Source organism: Vibrio sp. 661 (genome assembly GCF_033339315.1).
Classification (GTDB): domain Bacteria; phylum Pseudomonadota; class Gammaproteobacteria; order Enterobacterales; family Vibrionaceae; genus Vibrio; species Vibrio alginolyticus.
In genome coordinates this window covers 164,548-186,902 of record NZ_JAWOUJ010000003.1, presented here as the reverse complement: position 1 = coordinate 186,902, position 22,355 = coordinate 164,548, and the positions used below count along the sequence as shown (strand labels likewise).

The 22,355-nt window shown below is 43.7% G+C and carries 18 protein-coding genes; 6 read left to right on the top strand and 12 right to left on the bottom strand.

Annotated elements, in window-relative coordinates; translation table 11 throughout:
* Positions 1-34: 34 nt before the first annotated feature.
* From R7P69_RS08860 to R7P69_RS08840, 5 genes are all read right to left on the bottom strand, one after another.
* Positions 35-889 (bottom strand): MurR/RpiR family transcriptional regulator, encoded by an 855-nt coding sequence (locus tag R7P69_RS08860; protein ID WP_005378021.1) that lies wholly within the window; start codon positions 887-889, stop codon positions 35-37.
* A 311-nt stretch (positions 890-1,200) separates the two neighbouring features.
* On the bottom strand, positions 1,201-2,847 hold the full coding sequence (gene panP, locus R7P69_RS08855) for a pyridoxal-dependent aspartate 1-decarboxylase PanP (protein ID WP_005378019.1): 1,647 nt from the start codon (positions 2,845-2,847) through the stop codon (positions 1,201-1,203).
* 211 nt (positions 2,848-3,058) lie between these two features.
* Positions 3,059-3,571 (bottom strand): hypothetical protein, encoded by a 513-nt coding sequence (locus tag R7P69_RS08850; protein WP_017634875.1) that lies wholly within the window; start codon positions 3,569-3,571, stop codon positions 3,059-3,061.
* A 208-nt stretch (positions 3,572-3,779) separates the two neighbouring features.
* Entirely contained in the window at positions 3,780-4,685 is a 906-nt protein-coding gene (locus tag R7P69_RS08845) for a lysine exporter LysO family protein (protein ID WP_053303185.1), read from the bottom strand.
* A gap of 146 nt (positions 4,686-4,831) precedes the next feature.
* Entirely contained in the window at positions 4,832-5,752 is a 921-nt protein-coding gene (locus R7P69_RS08840) for an HDOD domain-containing protein (protein WP_005378009.1), read from the bottom strand.
* 369 nt (positions 5,753-6,121) lie between these two features.
* Here R7P69_RS08840 and R7P69_RS08835 point away from each other — a divergent pair, with 369 nt between their 5' ends.
* Positions 6,122-6,709: a TfoX/Sxy family DNA transformation protein gene (locus R7P69_RS08835; RefSeq protein ID WP_053303184.1), complete on the top strand. Its 588-nt coding sequence runs from the start codon at positions 6,122-6,124 to the stop codon at positions 6,707-6,709.
* 193 nt (positions 6,710-6,902) lie between these two features.
* Here R7P69_RS08835 and R7P69_RS08830 read toward each other — a convergent pair whose 3' ends face one another.
* From R7P69_RS08830 to R7P69_RS08820, 3 genes are all read right to left on the bottom strand, one after another.
* The gene (locus tag R7P69_RS08830; RefSeq protein WP_005378006.1) at positions 6,903-7,451 is read right to left on the bottom strand and encodes a hypothetical protein; all 549 of its coding nucleotides are present in this window, start codon (positions 7,449-7,451) and stop codon (positions 6,903-6,905) included.
* A 291-nt stretch (positions 7,452-7,742) separates the two neighbouring features.
* Positions 7,743-8,240: a response regulator gene (locus R7P69_RS08825; RefSeq protein WP_017820839.1), complete on the bottom strand. Its 498-nt coding sequence runs from the start codon at positions 8,238-8,240 to the stop codon at positions 7,743-7,745.
* A complete protein-coding gene (locus R7P69_RS08820; protein ID WP_205460909.1) occupies positions 8,237-10,177 on the bottom strand; it encodes an ATP-binding protein in 1,941 nt (646 codons plus the stop codon). Before R7P69_RS08820 ends, R7P69_RS08825 begins: the two co-directional genes overlap by 4 nt.
* 186 nt (positions 10,178-10,363) lie before the next feature.
* Here R7P69_RS08820 and R7P69_RS08815 point away from each other — a divergent pair, with 186 nt between their 5' ends.
* The 3 genes from R7P69_RS08815 to R7P69_RS08805 all read left to right on the top strand — a co-directional run bounded on the left by R7P69_RS08815 (position 10,364) and on the right by R7P69_RS08805 (position 14,279).
* The gene (locus R7P69_RS08815) at positions 10,364-11,632 is read left to right on the top strand and encodes a DUF945 family protein (protein WP_193837439.1); all 1,269 of its coding nucleotides are present in this window, start codon (positions 10,364-10,366) and stop codon (positions 11,630-11,632) included.
* Positions 11,633-11,769: 137 nt separating this feature from the next.
* Positions 11,770-12,864: a 3-phosphoserine/phosphohydroxythreonine transaminase gene (gene serC, locus R7P69_RS08810; protein ID WP_005378000.1), complete on the top strand. Its 1,095-nt coding sequence runs from the start codon at positions 11,770-11,772 to the stop codon at positions 12,862-12,864.
* Between the two features lie 83 nt (positions 12,865-12,947).
* Positions 12,948-14,279 (top strand): D-serine ammonia-lyase, encoded by a 1,332-nt coding sequence (locus tag R7P69_RS08805; RefSeq protein WP_053349523.1) that lies wholly within the window; start codon positions 12,948-12,950, stop codon positions 14,277-14,279.
* A gap of 97 nt (positions 14,280-14,376) precedes the next feature.
* Here R7P69_RS08805 and cydC read toward each other — a convergent pair whose 3' ends face one another.
* The 3 genes from cydC to trxB form a co-directional block, all read right to left on the bottom strand.
* Positions 14,377-16,098: a heme ABC transporter ATP-binding protein/permease CydC gene (gene cydC / locus R7P69_RS08800; protein ID WP_053303181.1), complete on the bottom strand. Its 1,722-nt coding sequence runs from the start codon at positions 16,096-16,098 to the stop codon at positions 14,377-14,379.
* The gene (cydD, locus tag R7P69_RS08795) at positions 16,091-17,878 is read right to left on the bottom strand and encodes a heme ABC transporter permease/ATP-binding protein CydD (protein WP_158156197.1); all 1,788 of its coding nucleotides are present in this window, start codon (positions 17,876-17,878) and stop codon (positions 16,091-16,093) included. The genes cydC and cydD overlap by 8 nt, the downstream gene beginning before the upstream one ends.
* 103 nt (positions 17,879-17,981) lie before the next feature.
* On the bottom strand, positions 17,982-18,941 hold the full coding sequence (gene trxB, locus R7P69_RS08790) for a thioredoxin-disulfide reductase (RefSeq protein ID WP_005377991.1): 960 nt from the start codon (positions 18,939-18,941) through the stop codon (positions 17,982-17,984).
* Between the two features lie 359 nt (positions 18,942-19,300).
* Between trxB and R7P69_RS08785 the strand changes: the two genes are divergently transcribed.
* Both R7P69_RS08785 and R7P69_RS08780 read left to right on the top strand, forming a co-directional pair.
* Positions 19,301-19,957 (top strand): 2OG-Fe dioxygenase family protein, encoded by a 657-nt coding sequence (locus R7P69_RS08785; RefSeq protein WP_005377989.1) that lies wholly within the window; start codon positions 19,301-19,303, stop codon positions 19,955-19,957.
* Positions 19,941-21,176, top strand: a complete 1,236-nt coding sequence (locus tag R7P69_RS08780) for a cysteine desulfurase-like protein (RefSeq protein ID WP_064376422.1) — start codon at positions 19,941-19,943, stop codon at positions 21,174-21,176. The genes R7P69_RS08785 and R7P69_RS08780 overlap by 17 nt, the downstream gene beginning before the upstream one ends.
* A gap of 89 nt (positions 21,177-21,265) precedes the next feature.
* Here the strand turns inward: R7P69_RS08780 and R7P69_RS08775 are convergent, their stop codons facing one another.
* A complete protein-coding gene (locus R7P69_RS08775) occupies positions 21,266-22,090 on the bottom strand; it encodes a DUF2797 domain-containing protein (RefSeq protein WP_238952275.1) in 825 nt (274 codons plus the stop codon).
* Positions 22,091-22,355: the final 265 nt, after the last annotated feature.

The following is a 22,355-nucleotide window of genomic DNA, read 5'->3' as shown; positions in this document are numbered from 1 at the left end:
TCCCCTAGATAAAGTATTGACTAAGCTTTAGTGCTTAGTACTGGCTTAGTTTGTCATAGCGACTGTCTTTCAACGCATCTTTTACGCGTTTTAGGTTCTCACGGAAACCTGTACCACGGCGAAGAGTGAAGCCAGTTGCTAGCACATCAATCACTGTCATTTGTACAACCCGGCTTGCCATTGGCATGTAAACGTCGGTATCTTCTGGAATATCGAGCGTGATGGCCAGCGAGCTTGCCTTTTCTAGAGGAGAATCCTTCGCTGTAATCGCAATAACCGTTGCGCCATTTTCACGAGCAAGGTTCGCTATTTCTACCTGACTCTTTGTTCGACCGGTATGAGAAATAAGAACCACAACATCATTATCACTGCAGTTGATACAACTCATGCGCTGCATAACAATATCTTCAAAACAAGTAATTGGAATATTAAAGCGAATAAACTTGTTTTGTGCGTCTCGGGCAACAGAAGATGATGCACCAAGGCCAAAGAATGAAATGCGCTTCGCTTGCGTTAGCAAATCGACCGCACGGTTCACTTGCATTGGATCTAGGCTATTTTTCGCGACATCTAAACAGGCCATCGTCGATTCGAAAATCTTATGGGTGTACGCGTCTGGGCCATCGTCTTCTTCCACATTACGGTTAACGTAAGGGGTGCCGTTTGCTAGGCTCTGTGCCAAGTGAAGCTTAAAATCTGGAAAGCCCTTGGTGTCCAGACGACGACAGAAGCGGTTTACAGTGGGCTCACTAACGTCAGCCATTTTAGCCAGCGTTGCAATGCTTGAATGAATTGCAGTTTGTGGAGACGCCATAATTACTTCCGCAACTTTGCGCTCTGACTTACTGAAATTCTCCAGGTTTTTTTGAATTTTTTCTAATGTATTCATAGTGTTCACGAGGGTATAGAGAACAACTCGCTGGCTCTGCTAACGAAAGGAAACACGAAGATTCCGGAGTAGAGTGGGGCGTTAACGAAAACAACCAGCGCCATAGAATCAGTATAAACCTGATCTTCAATCAGTCTAAACCAATAACGGGTACTATTTAGTGAGAATTTGACAGGCCTCAAACAAAATGTTGTAAAAACTACAGAATTGGATGTGTAAACGAAGTTTTGTTGCGCTAGTCGCACGATAATGATGTTTGAGTTACATCAAAACGAAAAAAAATTTCAAATTGATGTAACTTGATCTGGCCGTTAAGACGATTGAATATCAACAACCAGCTGCTGAATTCTTTTCATCAAATTTGGTGCTTGCTTGGCGATTTCGCGTTGTTCATCAAGCACTGAGCTCAAAATTTCTTTTGTGGTCAGTGGATTTGCCAAAACCACTCTAAACACTATCGTATTCATGCGTTGCCATTGGTCTGGGTTCAGTCTTGTACGTGAAACGAACGATTTGCCCGTTTCGCGCTGACGCTTTTGAATAAACTGTGTTAACTCATTGATCAGCTCATTCAGTTGTTCTTTTTGTGAGCCTTCTGCTTGTGCTAATGCTTCACGGATGAATGGCGGCAAATAACGGTATGTGAGCAGACAAAGCTCTGGTTCAGAAACTAATTCGAAATCATCTTGCTGTTTGATTAAATCCGCAAAGTAGCGAGCTTTTTCAATGCTTTGGTCAATAAGAAGCTCATAACCTGGGCGACTTATGATGTGCATTGCGGCGTAGACCAACATCGCCATACCCGAACGTGAACCTTCTAATGTATGGCTGCCTAGGTCTTTTGAACCTTTGCGCAATATATATTGAGCGTGATGTTCTATGGATTTCATTGCGTCAGGGTCTTTGAACAGAACCATACCAGCGCCCATCGGGATGTAGAGCTGCTTGTGCGCATCAATAGTTACTGAGTCTGCCATTTCCACACCTTTAAGAAGGTGACGGTGATGGTTAGACATAAGTGTTGCGCCACCCCATGCGGCATCTACATGGAAGTGACAGCCGTGAGCTTGGCAGACTTCAGCGATTTCAGGCAATGGATCAACATTACCTGTCTCTGTTGTGCCTGCCACACCAATAACAGCAATAGGCTTGATATTTTGTTTTTCGAGCTCAACAATTTTCGCTTTCAGGTCGTTGACAATAATACGGTTGTTGGCATCGGTTTTAACCGCAACCAAGCCCTCTTGGCCTAGCCCTAATACATCGGCTGCTTTCTTAAGGGAGTAGTGACCACGCTCAGACACTAGCACCGCTAAGCCATCATAGCCATAGTGCTTCATGGCTTTAAAAAGGCCTTCCTTCTCAACGCCTTTAAATGAGCCATTGGCTCTTAACGCTTTGTTACGTGCTACCCAAAGCGCAGTGATATTGGCAATGGTGCCGCCGGAACAAAATGCGCCTAATGAGTGGTTTGCACTGTGCATCCACTGATTGTAAAACGTATCATTCTGACCATATATCAAGCGATGCAGCATACCCAAAACTTGACGCTCAAGTGGCGTAAAGGCTTTGGAAGTCTCTATTTTTACCAGGTTTTGGTTTAAGGCGATCATGATCTTTGACAGTGGCATCAAGAAATAAGGCAGTGCCGATGTCATATGACCAATGAAGCTTGGTGAAGATGTGTGAACTGAGTGCGACACCAAAGTGTCGAGTAAGTGCTCTGTATGATCTGACACGAACTCTGGCTGCTCAGGAATCTGAGCAGAAGAAAAGTCTTTTTCGATTTCGCGTAAAGGCTTTTCTTCTGCCACGATGTGTTCACGAAGAAATTGATTTAGATTTCGCGAGAGGCTCTCGTCAATTTTAGTTAACGTTGAGTCCGGACCTTCTGGGACAGTGAAGATCTTTAGCAAGCTCTCAAAGCTAACATCAGCGGTTTTTTGTTCCTTAACCATAGCAAAGAATCTTTGTAGTTATTTTGGTAATGCGAGCGGCACAATCTAAACTAAAACGGGCGCAAAGTCCCGTTTTAATTGTTGAAACCCAAGTTGTAGAAATGAAAATTTTAGGTGAAGGTTACGATATTCACATTAAAAAATTCTAGATTGAGTACGTTAAAACACTCTGATGTTATCGAATGCTAATCAACGACTAATGCGAGCAATCTTAGTCACATTTCTGCTTTTCAATCTTTTCTATTGACTGATTGTACTTATTAAGTGCGGTATCAATTTGTTGGGGATGACTAAGCAGATCAGCGAATGCTGAACGAAGCTCGTAGTTTTTTGGGTGGTTAGTTGATTGACGGTCGCTAAATGTCTGTTTTGCAACTTCACCTAACTTATCGCTTCGGGTCGCTAACTGCTTAACGTCATGTTGCTCTAGTTTTAACCATGCTTCGATTGGCTGTTCCGTCGCAACGCGGCTAGGGTCGTTCTCTAGAAAGTAGTGAACCGCTTCGCGGTTTAATTCAAAGTGATGTTTACGTCCATCCAAGAACCATTGACTAACTTCTTTCAGATCTGGATATTGGGTAACCGTCAAATCAACAAGATCTTGATACCACTGTAGTGAGGCATCGACGTAGCCATCGTATTTGCTAGCAAGACATTGTTGATCTGCGGCAAGCGTAAAAGTTGAGCTTGTAGCGAGGAGCGCTGCAACGACAAAGCGTTTCATTCTTCTTCCTTCTGGTTGTTATCCCTTTATTAACGCAATGCACATCAGTTGATGTTTCTCCCTTCTTTCTATTTGGTCGTGACAAATCGTTGGGCTGAATGACGAAAAGAAAGAGGGGGCTTGCCAAAAAATATTGACCACTTTGACGTTAACTGGGTATTTAAATTTTTGCCGTATTGTAATGGATGTTAAAGCGAAAACCTGAGATCTAGCTAGCAAGTGATACAAAGAAAAGCATCATAACTGGTACCAATAAACTCAAAATAAAGCCGCTTACGATAGCAACAGGAACACAACGCACACCACCGGTGGTTTGAATAACGGGTAGGGTGAAGTCCATTGCTGTTGCACCGGCGTAACCAATTGCGGTGCACGGATAGCTACGAATAAAGAGAGGAATGGCAACCAGTGCGACTAGCTCTCTCATCAATTCAATCAAGAACGACGCGCCACCAAATACCGGACCAAAAGCGTCACCCATTAAAATACCTGCGAGTGAATACCAGCCAAAACCTGAAGCCATTGCGAGTGCTTGATAAAGAGGAAGATCCAAAAGCACCGCTGCAAGAAGGCCACCAAGCATACATGTTGCGATGACAACAGCCGCAATGGCCATTCCTTGTTTATTTAATAGGATTTGACGCAGAGTAAGTCCACTATTGCGCAGCTGAATACCAATAAAAAATAGAAGTAGAAAGAGTATCCATTCGCTTGCTGTATCTACCCAACTCAAATCAATGGGTAACAGCAGGCCAACCACTAACCCTCCGCCAACGACCACGATAAGCTTAACTGACTCTAAAGCCATCGAAGATAACGGTAGCTTCTTTTGATTCTGATTGGTCTGGAGTGGAATAATTTTATCAATAATAGGCAGAGCCAACAGGTTGCAGGCACTTAGACACAAAAAAAACGTACTCGCATAGAGGAGAATACTTTGTAAGTTGCTGCTTAAATTATCGAGCGCCGCCAAACTAAGACCCATCAACGACAAAATGACGTAAATAAGGTAGGACGTTGACTGATTGATCTTCTCCAATAACGAAGATCGAGATATAGGAATTAGATACCCCACCACAAGCGGAGCGAAAATAAATAGCATCCCTGAAAACATAAAGCTCAATGATTCCTTTTTGAGATAACATCAACACGCATAAATCAAATTATCTATCGGTTGAAATTAAAGACATTTCACCACACACAGCTCAGCCTTGAGCGAATCGTTTTATCACGGATAAGGTATTATCAGAAAGCGATAAATTACAAACCGCTAGCATTGAGTACAGCTCGGATTTGATCATTGAAGTCAGTATCACTCATGTTACTAAGTTCATACAAGACTTCTGCACCAGTTAAGTTGAATTCAACTTCATGTTCGTCAATGCGTTCATCGTGATTGCGGAACATCAATAAATGATGCGCAATTCTAGCGATGTCGAGATAACTCACTTCTGGTCGCGTTAATTCGTATTTTTCGTTTGAGGATACTTCTCTGAAGTCGTTGTCAAATCCCCAACGCTCAAGCACTAGTTTACTTGTGGCAGAACAACGTGTTTGGAAGATTTGCAATGCAATATCTGGGTCTAAGTAATTACCCCTATCTAAGTACAAGTGGTACTCATTAATTAGGCAAAATAACCCAATATCGGCTAATAGACCGACCAATAACGCCTTTTCTTGCTCTAGATGGCCATAAGTGCCTGGCTCGTGGCTACGAAACGATTGAACCAACATCACCATGACGGCACCGAGCTCACGCGATATCGCCGCACTCTTCACCAAGATGGCATTGCATTCTTTAGTGAGATTAACTGAGTGTTTAAGTTGCTCAATCGCTTGTGCGGTAACAATATCACGTACACGAAGTATTCCGAGACGAGATACCGCTGTAGTTAAGTCGTTGCAGGTGATATTTCTGCGATTAAAAATCACAGAGTTAGCGACTCGTAAAACGACTGCTGCTAATCCGGGATCTTCCAATAAACAGTTAGCAACATCGGCAATCGTGGTGTGTTCTTCGACACATAACTGCTGAATTTTAAGCACGACATCAGGAATAGGAGGTAACGAAATCTTACCCGTGGCGATGGACTGTTCTACCAGCTGAGCAAACTCGGATTCCAGTGCGTTTATAAGCTTATCTTTATTATTTGGCAGCCAAAAAAATGATAAATGTTCCATTGTGACGCTGTACTTGAGATCTTTCGTACAGTGTACCCTTACAGCGTATTCTTTATCAATTAAATGCGTATTATGTGCCCGTAATTGCCAGCGAGATCATAATGATGGCGCGTTTTAGGCATGCTATGCGTCAAAAAAATATCACCACACGAACAATAAGTGTGAAACTAATCACGTATGCAGAATTTATACTTTTTTATATGTGACCTATGTCCTAACTTATTTTTCAACGTTAAGTATGATTAAGCAAGTTGGTGAGCACAACTCACAAAAATATCGCCAACAAATCGACATTTATAATTCGCTATAAGCTGCTGTTTATCTGGTGACATCGCTAATCGGGGTAATTTATTCAGATTAAAGAGGTCAATGGACATGACAGACCAAGCTTTTTTTAAATATGTACGCACCTTCAGTGAGTACCAAAAACGTTCTATGTTCGGTGGTATTGGTTTATTCACCGATGATGCTATGTTTGCGCTTGTCAGCAATGATTGCTGCTACTTACGTGGTGGTAATGGACTAGATGAAGTGTTTACTCAACTGAGCTGTGAGAAGTATAAGCACGTCAAAAAACAGACGACGGCAACCGTAAATTATTATGATGTAACCGATTTATTCGAATCCGGATATGTAGGGCTTGATGAACTGGTACAGAAATCAATTGAATACTCAATTAAGGAACGGAAATATCAAAAGTCCTCTGCCAGTAGACGCTTAAGAGACTTACCCAACATGCAACTAACCCTTGAACGTATGGTCAAGAAAGCCGGTGTTGATGACGTAGAAACCTTTTTAGAACTTGGACCTGTAAAAGTCTTCAACAAAGTTAAAACGGCTTACGGTAATGATGTTGATGTAAAGCTACTGTGGAAATTTGCTGGTGCAACTGATGGCATACATTGGAAACTGATCCAAGAGCCGCGTAAAAAACAGTTATTGGCACTGTGTGACTAAGCGAAGCTGATCGCACAATGATTGACTCGTTTCGATGGAGTTAGCGGGTCGTAAAGGCAAGTGTGAAAAGCGGAAAAAGGACGTTGAAGTTTTTTACCACTTCATTGAGTTAGTCATTAAATTAGACAAAAAAACCGAGGCAGAGACCTCGGTTTTTGTTTTTTTAATTTGCTCTTTTCTTACAGCACAAATCTTAAAACTTAAAACGCGTAGTGAACATTACCTGATCACCGTAAAAATCGTTGATACGTGCTTCAGCACCCAAAGAGAAAAGCTCTGTTGAGTGGAATCGAGCGTAGGCAGATCCAGTCCAATCGTCATCGTTATCGATAGAAACGTAGCCGACTTTGCCGCCTACTTCTAATTGAGGGCCTAACCATTGGCGAACACCTAAGTTAAGCTCCATACCAACATCTGTGCTGCTCTCATTCGAAGGTTGTACAACGCGCATTAGCATTTCACCAGTAAGATCTGCCCAGTTGTTTAGCGGAGAATGGAAGCCAAAGCCTGCAGCTGAGTCAAAATCACTTTCAAACTCAGAGTCAATACGAGCAATAACATGCGCGTTCGGGTGAATTGATTTGCTGAATCCAGCACCAAATGTCACAGGACTTGCGCCAATACGTGCTTCGAAATAGTCGTAGCTAAAGTTGCTCATAGTTGCTGGCGCATTGCGATCGTTTGCAGCTAGGGCATGGCTTGATGCCACTAGTAAGGCAGCGGCTAATAGTGTTTTACGCATAACTAACGATAAACCTTGTTCATTATTTCCATGGATTCAAGCAACCACTTGAACCGTAATCTGATTTGTCCGACATCATAATAAAAAGGAAGGTCGACGACCAACAAAAATGTGTCGATGTTTTGTCAATTAACTTAATAGTTCCTTGGTTTAAGCAAAAACTACGCCATATACGTAGTGTCCGAGAATTTTACTCGGACAAGTAACGATGTTTTTCTAACCTCATTCGACTATGCGAGGTTAGGTGGTGCAATGAGCATCGTTGAGTTCAAGTTAGAACTAAACACTTTATTACTCGCCAAAGCTTGCTCTTCTATCTGCCATGGCGTTGAGGATTGCCTCAGAATCAAGGATTTGAGTCCAGGATAGCAGGTTATCATCATTCTCAATCACAAACGCGGTAAGCTGAGACACGATTGCTTTTCTCAATGCTTCACCTTTCCAAGGTTTGGCAATGTAATAATCGAGACTCGCGTTATTTACGGCTTCTACGGTGTCTTCCAAACCAGCTTGTCCTGTGAGTAAAACTTTGCGCGCTGCTTTTGTGTCACCATTTTGACTGAGTTCGATTAAGAAGCTGATCCCAGTTTGTTCCGGCATAATGTGGTCACATAAAATGAGCGCAAGCTGAACTTCTTCTTCCGCCATCTCCTCAATCACTTGCCGAGCTTCAGTCACCGATTCCGCTCCTTCGACGACAAAGTTCTCCTCGAAGGGAGCAAGATCTTGGAGCACGCTATCCAAGACTTCTCGTTCGTCATCGACACATAAAATTAAATACTTGGTCATGTTTCATCTCCTTTTTCGATGACTGGTAACCAGACTGTCATTCTTGTGAACTTGTCGAGCTCTGATTCGACGTCAATCCATCCCTTATGTGCTGTCACGATTTGCTGGCAGATGGACAGCCCAATGCCTAAACCAAAGTTGCCTTCTTTTTTTGTGGTGAAGTTCAGCTCGAAAATGGCATCTCTTTGCGATTCAGGAATGCCACACCCATTATCTTCAAACGAGATAACGGCGTAATGTGTATGATCTTTTTCTGCAAGACGTGTTTGTATTTTTAAAACGCCTTTTTCCGGAAATGCATCAATGGCGTTAGAGACCAAATTCGTCCATACCTGTTGGAGTGCGATTGGTTGACAAAGGATAGGAGGTAAATCCGCATAATCAGTGGAAACCTGATGCATTTTTAGTTTGTTTTCGAAGATCACCAAGGTGTCTTCAATACCCTCATGAATATCGGCATAGTGCAAGGTTTCATCATCTGACCGAGCATATCCTTTCAGGCTTTTTACCATATCAGCAATTCGTGCTGCACAGACATTAATTGAGCGAAGTGTAGAACCTGCTTTGTGGTATTGCTCAAGTGTATTGAGGGCATGATAAGACGCTTGCTGCTTTCTCGTTAGTTGGGTAAGTAGCTCTTGATCGGACTCTAATCCAAGGTTCACCACTTTTTTTGCCAATGCTCGGTCTGGAAGAGTATGGCTAAGCGCTTTTACGCGTGATCTGAGCTCGGCGGTTGAAGCGGGTTTTGAGGTTTGCGCTTTGCTCAGTAATTCAATGCCTTTGGTTTGTATATCGGAACTTGGCGCATCGTTAAGTAATCGTTCTAGCGTATGCGTTAAATTCTCTACGCCCCTCAATATCGCGGCTACTGGATTGTTTAGTTCGTGGGCTACTCCCGCAACCAATTGACCAAGCATCGCCATTTTTTCTCTTTCAATGAGCTGCTGGTGGGCTGATTCTAAAGATTCGAGCGTTTTTTGAAGTTGCAGTTTGGTGTTGATGCTTCTTTGCAATCGGCGGTTGAAGTGGCGTAAAAGCAAGTTTGTAAAAAGAGGCAGTAAGTTTGAGTCGCTTTGCATCACTTTATTGAATACGTTGCGATCGAGTTTGATAACTTCTGTTTTGGTTAGTGTTAGAGCTGTCGAGAAAGAACATTCCCCAGTAACAAACGACATGCCTCCGACAATATTCCCTTTGTTATGGCGTACAACCTCTCGCTGCATGCCTTGCTCATCGCGCTTGTACAGAGCCACTTCACCTTCGGTGATAAACCACAAAAAGCAATTTGGCTCGCCTTCCACGGTTAATAAGTGTTCAGGTGAGTATGTACGGCACGCTCTTGTTTCGTCATTATCTTTGAAAAATTGTTGGAGAGCGGAGATCACTTGCTCGGCTAACTCGGCATCAGACATCGAGTGGTAGTCGTGTAAGAATCCGGCTTGATAATGGCTCATCTGGTTATTGATGTGCGCTCGCAACAAGCTGTGATGATCCAATATCTGACTGTAACTTAGCAGGTCTTCTTTACCGTTTCGCAATATAAATTGGGTCAGCTCTTTTTGCACTGTGTTAAATAAGACGTAATCTGGCAAAGGTTTAGTGAGGCAGTGGTCGAGCCTGCCCTCATTAACGGCAGTGAGAATTGCCTCTATATCAGACGAGCAGCTAATAAGAATTTTTCTTGCTTGCTCGGTATGTGGCATCCGGTCTAAACCAATAAGAAAATCCACGCCGTTAAAATGAGCGTGATGGCTCGCTATAACTAAAGCAACAGTCTGTTCTCTTTCTTCTAGATACTCTAAAGCGCTTTGAGCCTCTTCTATCGATTCGACAGAAAAAATATCAAACTTACTTGAGAAGGCAGACAGCTCCAATCGAAACTGTTCAGCACTGATTGGGTTGTTGTCGAGACACAACACAGCATAACGATTCACAGATGTTTTAGCTCCGGTTAAAACTTCGCCACGCAAACTTTAACAATAAAAGGACATGATGAGTGGGAGCCAAGTATGATTCCTGATTAATGGACTAGAATAAGAATCAATAGTCTGATTTGTCTCAATGTTTTCTCCGCAGGTGGTTTGGGGTAGACTGACCGAAAATATCTAATAAGTGACGTTATGCAAAATCTTAAAAAAATCGGCGCCATTGGTGGTGCTATCTCATTAGCGCTGTGTTGGCCATTGGCTGTCGGACAAATTGGTCAGTCCATCATTGAAGATGGTATTACCAATATGAATGATGAAATGATTAAAGGCGAAGTGGTCGAGTATCAGCGTGGCTATTTGTCTTCAGTCGTGCTGACTCGTTATTCAGTTGTTGATCCTGAGCTTAAAACGCAGTTAGAGCGTGATGGTATGCCAACGACGTTTGACGTAACCAGTGATGTTAGCCACGGTCTAACAAGCCTAACAGCAGATTCAAAATTGGTGGACAATGACTTTTTGCCTCTCACGATGCATAGCCAGACTCAACTAAATGGCAATACAGTATTTATCCTCGACCTAGATAGTTGGCATTATCGTAACGAAGCGCAAGGTGTTTCTGTTTCTACAAGCCCTGCAAAAGTAACAGGTGATGTGACGGTATTGGGTGATCTCAATTACCAAGTTTCTGTTCCTTCTGTTCAAGTGGATTTTGAAAACGGTGAAGAGCTTCATCTGAATGCATTGACAGGGCAAGGTAAAGGAAAGCAAGCAAAAGGCTACTGGTTAGGCGAGCAGTCTTTCTCTCTAGAGAAGCTAGATGTGGTTGATGCGAACTTAACGCCTATCTTTTTGATTGAAAATGCGAGCTACCGTGGTAACACTACGATGAGTGAGTCTGGTGATAAGCTGAACAGTCAATTAAACCTAGATGCTAAGAAATTACGTTTAACTGATGGGACGGATGTCGATAACTTTAAGTTGGATTTCTCAATTGCAGATGTGGATAGCCAGTCTTTTGATCAAATTATGTCTATCTATCAAAGCTCTCCTATGTTAGATGAGCAGGAAATTGCGAGCTTATTGCCGCATGTCGATACGCTGTTTAGCAAAGGTTTTGATTTATCCGTGAACGAGCTTTCACTCGCGTTCGGTGACGGCAAGTTCCACAATGAGTGGCAACTATCCATCCCTGAAGGTACTGAGCATATTTCTCAAGATCCAATGAAGTTGGTGACGGCCACTACTGGTGAACTTAGCACTTACTTCTCTGATGAATTAGTAACGCATTACCCATTTATTCAAGAAGGGATTGATGAGCTCCTTATTATGGAGTTGATCGAAAAAGTAGAGGGCGGTTATCAATTAAAAGCAGAAATTGGTGAAGGCAAATTGAAGTTCGAAAATGGGCATGAGTTCCCATTGGTGGCTCTACTTATGCCTGCTTTGATGCAACAACAGTAATTCGTGTTGTTGCGAATTTGTTCCAATTCAACGCTTAGTCTTTAAAAAGAGGTCGTAAGACCTCTTTTCTTGTTTTTATCACTGCGAAAACGTGATATTAATTTCGTAATATTTACATAGCAGGAGCAATGAGCATCATGGAACAAAATACGGACAACGTATTTAACTTCAGTGCAGGGCCAGCAGGTCTGCCTAAAGCAGTTATGCAGCAAGCACAACAGGAACTAATCGATTGGCAAGGTCTTGGCACTTCGGTCATGGAAATCAGCCACCGAAGCAAAGAGTTCATCAAAGTTGCAGAAGAAGCCGAGCAGGATTTACGTGATCTTCTGAATATTCCGGACAACTATAAAGTGCTGTTCTGCCAAGGTGGTGCTCGTGCTCAGTTTGCTGCTGTTCCTCTAAACTTACTTGGTGATGCCGATACGGCAACTTACATCGATGGTGGTTATTGGGCTGAAAGCGCGGTAGCTGAAGCGAAAAAATACTGCGAACCAGACGTGTTTGATGCAAAAACAGAAATCAACGGGAAAGTCGCGGTTCTACCTGCAAGTGAATGGAAAATTGCTCCAGAAGCGGCTTACGTTCACTTCTGTCCAAATGAGACCATTGATGGTATTGAGATTAACGATCTTCCTATCACCGACAAACCGATTGTTGCTGACATGTCTTCGACAATTCTTTCTCGTGAAATCGATGTGTCTAAATACGGTGTGATTTACGCGGGCGCTCAGAAAAATATTGGTCCTTCCGGCATTGCTATTGCTATCGTGCGCGATGATTTATTAGGTATGGCGAAGCAGGTACTACCAAGTATTTTGGATTACACTGTTTTGGCAGAAAAAGAATCAATGTTCAACACACCACCAACCTTTGCATGGTACCTGTCTGGTCTTGTTTTCAAATGGCTGAAGGCACAGGGTGGAGTAAAAGCAATTGAGCAAGTGAACCGCGCTAAAGCCGCGCTACTGTATGATTACATCGATCAGTCTGATTTCTACCGTAATGGCGTGCACTCAGCAAACCGTTCTTTGATGAACGTGCCATTTCAACTTGCTAAGCCTGAACTGGATGCAACCTTCCTTGAGCTAGCAGACTCTAAAGGGCTGAAAGCGCTAAAAGGTCATCGAGCAGTTGGTGGTATGCGAGCATCCATTTATAACGCAATGCCGCTAGAAGGCGTTCAAGCGTTAGTAGACTTCATGCAAGAGTTTGAGAAAAACTACGCGTAAGCTCAAACTGATAGTTGTTCTCCAAAGCGTCGCTATTGCGGCGCTTTTGTTTATCTCAACTCACATCATTCCAGGAAGGTAAAATGACCAAGGCAAATATTGAAGCGCTGACTAAGCAGTTCCCACTCTTGGCAGCACTTATTGATCTTGAAGAGGTTTGTTGGTTCAACCCCCATATCACTTCCTTGGAGGAAGGCTTACCTCATGTCGGGTTAGATGAAAAAGATATTCAAGCGGCGAGTGAACGGCTAACACGATTTGCGCCTTATTTGATGAAAGCGTTTCCCGAAACGGAAACGTCGCGTGGCGTTATTGAGTCCGCAGTGGTGGATATTCCCAATATGAAAGTGCGTTTGGAGCAGCAATACGACACGCCAATATTGGGCCATTTAATGCTCAAAAAAGACAGTCATTTGCCAATTTCTGGTTCGATCAAAGCGAGAGGTGGTATTTATGAAGTGCTCACTCATGCAGAAAAGTTGGCGTTTGATGCCGGCTTGCTCTGTGAAAGCGATGATTACAGCAAATTGTTCAGCAATGAGTTTCGGCAGTTTTTTAAGCAGTACAGTATTGCGGTTGGCTCAACCGGCAATCTTGGTATGTCCATCGGCATCATGAGTGCGAAGCTGGGTTTTTCAGTTTCAGTCCACATGTCTGCGGATGCGCGGGAATGGAAGAAAAATAAGCTCCGGTCGCATGGTGTTAATGTCGTAGAGCACCAAGAAGATTATGGTATTGCTGTCGAGCAAGGTCGTAAAGAGGCAGAAAAAGATCCCAACTGTTTCTTTATCGATGATGAAAACTCACGGACGCTGTTTCTAGGTTACTCTGTTGCGGGTGAGCGTCTTAAGCAGCAATTTGATGACTTGGGAATCGTGGTTGATGAGCATCATCCATTGTTTGTTTATCTTCCTTGTGGTGTTGGCGGCGGGCCTGGTGGCGTGGCATTTGGCTTGAAGGTAGCATTTGGCGAGCATGTCCACTGTATTTTCGCAGAGCCAACGCACTCACCGTGCATGCTGTTGGGCGTACATACAGGCTTGCATGACGATATTTCGGTGCAAGATCTGGGTATCGATAACATCACCGCCGCTGATGGTTTGGCAGTCGGGCGTGCCTCGGGATTTGTCGGAAGAGCGATGGAAAGGCTACTTGATGGTTTTTACACCATTGATGACGCTCGTATGTATCACCACTTGGGTGAGTTAAGTGAACTGGAAGGTATTAATCTAGAGCCTTCTGCATTAGCCGGTATGATTGGGGCAGTGCACGTCTCGAATAACCATGCTTATCAGTCTCGAATGAAATTTGACGAAGAAAAACTCAAAAACGCAACACATCTTGTTTGGGCAACAGGTGGGGGCATGGTTCCGGAAGATGAAATGGCGGCTTATCTCAAAAAATCTGGTCGGTAAATCAGCACTGCATACGTGCTTAATTAGGTAACTAATAATACAGGAATAACAAAAGGGCTCATCGTTTGATGAGCCCTTCTCGTCACTGAAAATCGAATTATAGAGATTGTAATAGCTGGTAGTAACGACCTTTTTGAGCGAGTAGCGTTGGATGGTCGCCTTGTTCGATGATCTCACCTTGTTCCATCAAACAGATGCTATCCATACTTTCTAACTCTATCAGTCGGTGTGTAATGAATACTACTGTCTTATTAGCAAAGTGTTCATTGAAAAGCGCCATCACTTTTTGTTCCGTACGCTTATCGAGGCCTTCAGTCGGCTCATCTAAGAGTAGGATTGGGGCATCACGTAGCAATGCTCGAGCAATACCGATTCGGCGTTTCTCACCACCAGATAACTGACGACCGCCGTCGCCTAACCAAGCATCTAAACCCGGCTCTTCAAGAAGTCCGCCAAGCTCGACTTTTTGTAAAATAGTAGACAGTTGCTCATCACTTGCGTCCGGAGCGGCCATGAGTAAGTTGTCACGTAGTGTCCCGTTTAGTACATCTACGCGTTGACTGACCACTGTCATTGCTGCTCGCAGGTCCGACTCGCTCCAATCTTGCAGTTTTGTACCACCGATTCGAACTTCACCTTGGTTTACATCCCAGTAGCGACAAAGAAGCTGAATCAGTGTTGATTTACCTGAACCTGTTTGACCTACAATTGCAGTTTTAGTGCCCAACGGTAGTGAGAGTGACAAGTCTTTCAGCACCTTTTGCTGACCGTCAGGGTAAGTAAAATCTATGTTGTCGAATTCAATGTCTAACGTTGTGTCTTTATGTTTCGACTGCTCAGGGAAGACAACGTCAGGTTCAGCCAAAATTACTTCATTTAAACGACGAGCAGAGGTCAATGTTTGACCGAGATACTGGAATGCGCCCGCGATAGGCATCAGAATCTCAAAGCTCGCCATGGTTGCAAACGCAAACAGCGCAATCCAAGGATCAGGAGCACGACCACCTACGCCGTCTGCAGCAAACCAAAGCATCACAACCAGTGTAAGGCCGTTCACCAGCATAAGCAGGCCTGAAGCCATGCCCGTTAAATTCGCGTTCACAAATTGGTTAGACAGCAACTGCTTCTGCTTCTCTAGAATGAGATTACGATAACGTTCTTCTGCTCCAAAGATACTCAGTTCACTGTAGCCTTGAAGCCAGTCCAGTGTCGCCACTCGCAATTGCGCTTTATGATGAGTGAGATTCTCGCCATTACTTTTACCAAGTTTATAGAACAACACTGGCCATACAAACAACATGACGGTAAGAATCGAGCCAAGCAGCAGCGCGAGATGCCAATCAAAGAACGCCAGGACAGCCGTTAAACTCAATATGCCAAAAACACCAATCACGACAGGGCTGATAAGTCGAAGGTAAACGTGATCCATCGCATCTACGTCCGCTACTAGGCGGTTGAGCAGATCGGCATCACGCATCGTAGAAACACGACCCGGAATCAGTGGTGCAAGTTTCTTAAAGAAGAAGATACGTAGATCGGTAAGCAGCTTGAACGTTGCATTGTGGCTAACGACACGTTCTCCCCATCGACCTGCGGTTCGAGCCATTGCAGCGCCGCGTACCCCGGCACCTGGTAACATGTAGTTGAAGGTCTCACGAGCAACCGTCAAGCCTGCCACCGCTGCGGCTGAAATAAACCAACCTGATAGCGTTAATAAGCCAATAGATGCCGCTAAGGTCAGAAATGCCAGTAGCATACCTAGCGAAAGACCAAACCAGTGTTTCTTATAGAGTTTTAGATAAGGGAGTAAATCACGCATCTAAGTTCCCCTTGTCTGTTTCACGTTGTGCGAGGTTCGCTTCCAACATGTCTTTAAATAAGCCATATTCTGTCGACAGTGTGGCGTAATCACCACGTTGAACAATCTGGCCGTCCTGCATAACAAGAATTTGCGATACGTTTTGTAAAGGCGCAAGTTGGTGAGTAATCATCAAATTCGTTGTGGCATGCGCATACTTGTTAATGCCTTCCATCACGAGTTTTTCACTGCGAGCATCTAAGCTTGCGGTTGGTTCATCTAATAACCAAAAACGACCATTTTGTAGCATGGCGCGAGCCAGTGCTAAACGCTGCGCTTGGCCGACAGATAAACCACCAGAACGATCAGATATCGGATAATCCAACCCATGCATTTCAACAAATTCAGCAGCGTGAGAGTCATTCAACACAGAATGTACGTCTGCATCCTGAATATTGTGTTTACCTAGTGTGATGTTATCTCGAATGCTACCGTGTAATAGCATCGGGTTTTGACCAATCCAGCTTACTGCCTCTCGCCATGTGGCTAGATCCAGTTGCGACAATTCACAACCATTAATCTTCAAGCTACCTTGATAAGGCATGAAACCGAGGATGGTGTTTACCAAGCTTGTTTTACCTGCGCCACTTGGTCCAACTAAAGCCGTACTTTTGTTGGCTTCAAGAGAGAAGGATAGGGGACCTGCGAGCTGCTTACCTTCCGGACTAAAAATGGTTAACTGGTCCGCTTCAATATGGATAGGGCTGTTTTTATCTAACGCTTGGGTACCATCTTTGATTTGATCGACTTCCAAATCCAGAAACTCGACAATGCTTTCTGCTGCCCCAACCGCTTGCTGTTTCGCATGATAGAACGTGCCCAAATCACGTAATGGCTGATAAAACTCTGGAGCAAGAATCAGAATGAACAAACCAGCAAAGAGCGTAACACCTGTGCCGTAGTAGCCGAAGTCCAGCTCCCCGATATAACTAAAGCCAAAGTAGACAGCGGTAATTGCGATAGAAATGGAAGTGAAAAACTCTAACACCGCAGAAGACAGAAACGCGATTTTCAGAACGTCCATGGTACGAGTACGAAAGACTTCTGAAGCACCCTTTAGCGTCTCAGTTTCAGATTTTGTTCTATCGAATAAGCGAATGGTTGTCATTGCTTGCAAGCGGTCATAAAAGTGACCCGACAAACGCTGCATCGCTTTAAAGTTTTTACGGTTTGCTTCTGCGGCTTTCATCCCAACCAGTGCCATGAAAATAGGCACTAGTGGTGCAGTGACCAGGAAGATCAAGCCTGCTGCCCAGTTTACTGGGAATACGACAACCAAAATGATGAAAGGCACTAGTACCGATAATGACATTTGAGGCAAGTAGCGTGAGAAGAAATCTTGCATATCTTCTACCTGCTCTAAGATGAGCGTTGCCCAACTGCCAGCAGGTTTGCCTTTGATGTAAGCTGGCCCAAGCTTGTGAACTTTATCTAAAATGAGTTGGCGAATATAAACTCGAATTTGCTCCCCGCAACGGTAACCGGCAAGCTCTCGACCCCAGGTACAAGCAGCTCGACCGATAACCGTGCCACCGAGCCCAACAAAATGCCAAATGAGCTCGGCTTTGTCGACTTGGTCAATGATTAACTGGTGCAGAATGGAGGCGAGCAGGGCTGCTTGAGCCAATAAAAACACGCTTGAAAGTACGCCTAGGCCTATCGCAATCATAAGCCAGCGCTTGGCTAACTTACTTTGTTGCTTCAGCCACTTATTCAAGCTGCTTTGCTTTTTCTTATCCATCGTGAAGGCTTAATGATAATTGTTTTAATGAGGCGGTAGTATACAAAAGAAAACCCAGCGGGAATACCGCTGGGCTTTAAGGATATGACACAAATGTGAAAAGTTATTTGTCACCAAGTGAGTCTAAGAAACGTTCAGCATCTAATGCAGCCATACAACCTGTACCTGCAGAGGTGATCGCTTGACGGTAGTTGTGGTCCATTACGTCGCCAGCTGCAAATACACCTTCGATACTAGTTTGTGTTGCGTTGCCTTCAAGACCTGATTGAACGATGATGTAGCCATCTTTCATGTCTACTTGGCCTTCAAAGATTTGTGTGTTTGGCTGGTGACCAATTGCGATGAATGCACCCATTACATCGATATCTTCTGTCGCACCGCTGTTCACGTCTTTAATGCGGACGCCCGTTACGCCCATATCGTCACCCAGTACTTCATCGAGAGTGCGATCGGTATGAAGAACGATATTACCGCTTTCAACTTTATCCATCAGACGTTTCACAAGGATCTTCTCTGCGCGGAATGAATCGCGGCGGTGGATCAGGTGAACTTCTGACGCAATGTTAGATAGGTATAGCGCTTCTTCAACAGCCGTGTTACCACCGCCCACAACTGCAACTTTCTGATTACGGTAGAAGAAACCGTCACAGGTTGCACAAGCAGAAACGCCGCGACCTTTAAATGCTTCTTCAGACTCAAGGCCAAGGTATTTTGCTGATGCGCCGGTAGATATGATTAAGGCATCACAAGTGTACTCACCTGAGTCGCCTTTTAAACGAAATGGGCGTTGTGATAGCTCTACTTCATTGATGTGATCAAATACGATTTCAGTTTCAAAACGCTCGGCGTGTTCTTTCATGCGATCCATCAATGCTGGACCTGTCAGTCCCTCAGCATCGCCTGGCCAGTTTTCAACTTCAGTTGTGGTGGTTAGCTGACCACCTTGTTGCATTCCCGTCACAAGCACAGGGTTTAAGTTTGCACGCGCTGCGTAGACGGCAGCTGTGTATCCTGCAGGACCAGAACCAAGAATTAATAATTTACAGTGTTTTACGTCGCTCATTATGGCTCCAAAAAGGGCGTAACATTTCCCTCGATTGTATGGAAATTCTTAGTGCTTTAAAAGCATAAACAACGATTGTGATCGAATAATTGGTTATAGATTAGAACCCACTAAATATTGATTGAGAACGTTGACTTCTAGCATAAAATTCTATTCGTAGTAGAGAAGTCTAGTTTCAAATATTGTCAAAGCGTAAAACTGAAACATGGCTCTGTTTTTGTGGTTTGGTTTGGTTTGTTATGTTGTTTTCGTCGTTTTGTTGAAGCTATCAACGTTAAAAGCTGGTAATTGCAGAATATTTGCGTAACCTAGTGTGTAAATTAAATGTTAATTAATGTGCCTCATTAAAGGAGCAAATGATGTTACATTCACGTGAGAATACTCTACATTTAACACAGCTCAGCATGGCAGCAATTGAGCAGCTTTCCCCATCGTTTGAAGAACTGCCTCGTACCGAACATGCAGATGGTCAGTATCGACTACGACGTTATTCTGTGGTTGGTTTTGATAACGGCAAAGTCATCGACTTAAATAAAAATAGCTTTGTTCAATCCTCTGATATCAACCGATTTCAAGGTGATGTTGTAAGACAATTCGAGCCAATTGAGAAGGATATTCTTACCAGCGATGGATTTCGAGAAATGTGTGAATTGTTTGTCAATGCGAATCATCTGCCAAACGGTCAAGAAATAGAAATTCACCAAATCCGTATCAGGGCACTGGAAGAAGAAACCCAAGTAGCACCTGAAGGTGTGCACCAAGACGGTTTTGATCACATTGCAATGGTTGGTGTGGGACGCCATAACATCATCGGTGGCGACATCATGCTTTACAGCAGCCATAACCAAGCCCCATTTTTCCGTAAAGTGCTAGAAACCGGAGAGGTCGCAATCTTGGCTGATAGCAAGCTGTGGCATAACGCGTGCCCAATCCGCTCTGTTATTGATGACGAAGCAGGCCATATGGATGTATTTGTACTCACTGCTACGGATAAGCGTAATGAACTTCAATCTTAATCAGATCAGAGCGCAATTTCCGGCGTTGGCTCAATACCACAACGACAAGCCTGTGACGTTTTTTGATGGTCCAGGTGGCTCACAAGTGCCTCAATCAGTACTAGACAGCATGGTAGGGTATTTAGGTCGTTTCAACGCTAACTTAGGCGGACATTATTTTTCTAGCCAAGTGACCGTTGACGTAATGCAAAATGCGCGTGAGTCGGCTCAGGCTCTACTTAATGCCCCTTCATCTGGCAATATTGTCTTCGGTGCCAATATGACCTCACTAACCTTTCAGCTTAGTCGCGCGATTAGTCGAGATTGGCAAGCAGGAGATGAGATCATTGTTTCCGCTTTGGATCACTATTCAAATGTATCCAGCTGGCAGCAAGCGGCAGAAGATAAAGGCGTTACGGTTCATCAAGTTCGTATCAACGAAGAAGATTGTACGCTGGATATTGAGCATTTAAGCCGCCTTCTTTCTGATAAAACGCGCCTTGTCGCTGTGACTTATGCATCGAACACGACGGGCTCTATTGTGGATGTACAGCATGTAGTCAGCATGGCGCACAATGTTGGGGCACAAGTTTATGTGGATGCCGTCCATTATGCGCCTCATCATTTGGTTGATGTTCAAGCGTTAGGTTGTGACTTTTTAGCTTGCTCAGCTTACAAGTTTTTCGGACCGCACGTTGGTATTGCTTACATAGCCGATCAGTGGCTCCACAGTATTCGCCCATACAAAGTCGAGCCTGCCACTAATATAGGTCCAGGTCGATTTGAAACAGGAACGCAAAGTTTTGAAGGTCTTGCTGGTGTCGTTTCTGCGGTTGAGTATCTGGCTCAATTTGGTGAAGTCGGTTTACCTCTTCGCCAACGGTTGGAGCAAAGCTACCAACTGTATGAACAACATGAGCAGCGCTTGAGTGAGCGTTTCTTACAGCGTTTGAATGCATTAGATGGTGTCAATCTATTCGGTATCGCAAAGGAAGATAGCCAACTCCGCACGCCAACTTTTGCGCTAACGTTTGACCGATATTCTCCAGAGTTCATCGCGAAAACACTGGGTGAACATAACATTTGTGTATGGAATGGTCACTTTTATGCGTTGGGCTTAGTTCGTCAACTTGGTTTAGAAGAATCGGGTGGTGTAGTGCGAATTGGTTGTATGCATTACAACACAATAGAAGAAGTCGATATGTTATTCGATGTGCTAGAAAGCATCCTTGACGCATAACTAACGATTTCTTCCTAATAGAAAAACAAAAGCTCGAGTCAAACTCGAGCTTTTTTCGTTTTTATTTGAATCAACGCGTTTACAAGCGATTACGCACTAACTTCAACTTCATAGGAAGTGAATTTTCTTACATTAATAACGCCAGTATCAAAGATGAGGTATTGACCTTTGATGCCTTGCAAAGTGCCAGTAACAACCGGGTTTTTATCGAAGTTATGCGAAGTGATCTTCGTTGGGTGCTGTTGTACCGGGTAGCTAAGGTCGGTAATGCTTTCGTTTAATACTTCAATGGCATCTTCGCCGAATTGCTGTTTTATCTCGGCAATTTTCTCTTCGACTAAAGGCAATAGCTCAGCAAAACGGTCCTGCAATGCCATAGGTTCACCGTCACCTTTAAGCAGTGTGCGCCAATTGGTCTTGTCTGCGATATGTTTCGCCAGTTCAACTTCAATTAAACCGGAGATATGGCGAGTTTTTACTTTAAAAATTGGCAAGCCCTGAGTCGCGCCTTGGTCAATCCAACGAGTCGGGATTTGAGTATGACGAGTGATACCAACTTTTAAGCTGGATGTGTTGGACAGGTAGACAAAGTGATCCACCATGCAATTCTCTTCACCCCATTGTGGTTCGCGACAAGTCCCTTGATCGTAGTGGCAGGTCTCTGGCTTCATGATACACATGTCGCAGCTTGCTAGCTTTTTCATGCATACAAAACAGTGGCCTTGCGAATAACTCTTTTTCGTTTTCTTTCCACATGAGCAACAAAAAATATTGCCAGTGTGAGTCAGTGTGAGCGTTTTACCCAGAAACTGAGTTAAGTCGATCTCTTCCTCACCGACAGGAAGACGGTAGTTGACGGCACCGTCCAGAGAAGCACGCATTTTGTTTAGCGTGCCAGTTGCAATTAATGACATGACATTACTCATTATTGTGTTTTTGCACAGTATATACTGAAGTGGAGAAGAGATGCAGGGTTGACAGGAGCTTTAAAGTAAATGTCTTGCACTAAATTATTATGCATCGTGTTTTATTTTCTAAAAGTTATGGCTGTGAAATGCTTCGCAAATAGAAGTTGGGCTGCATTTTTTAGAAATTTTAAAACGTGATAACGGTTCAAAATCCGTTACTATGTGTCGAAACTAAGAATTGAATGAAAAAGTGATTTTATTTCTTGATAAA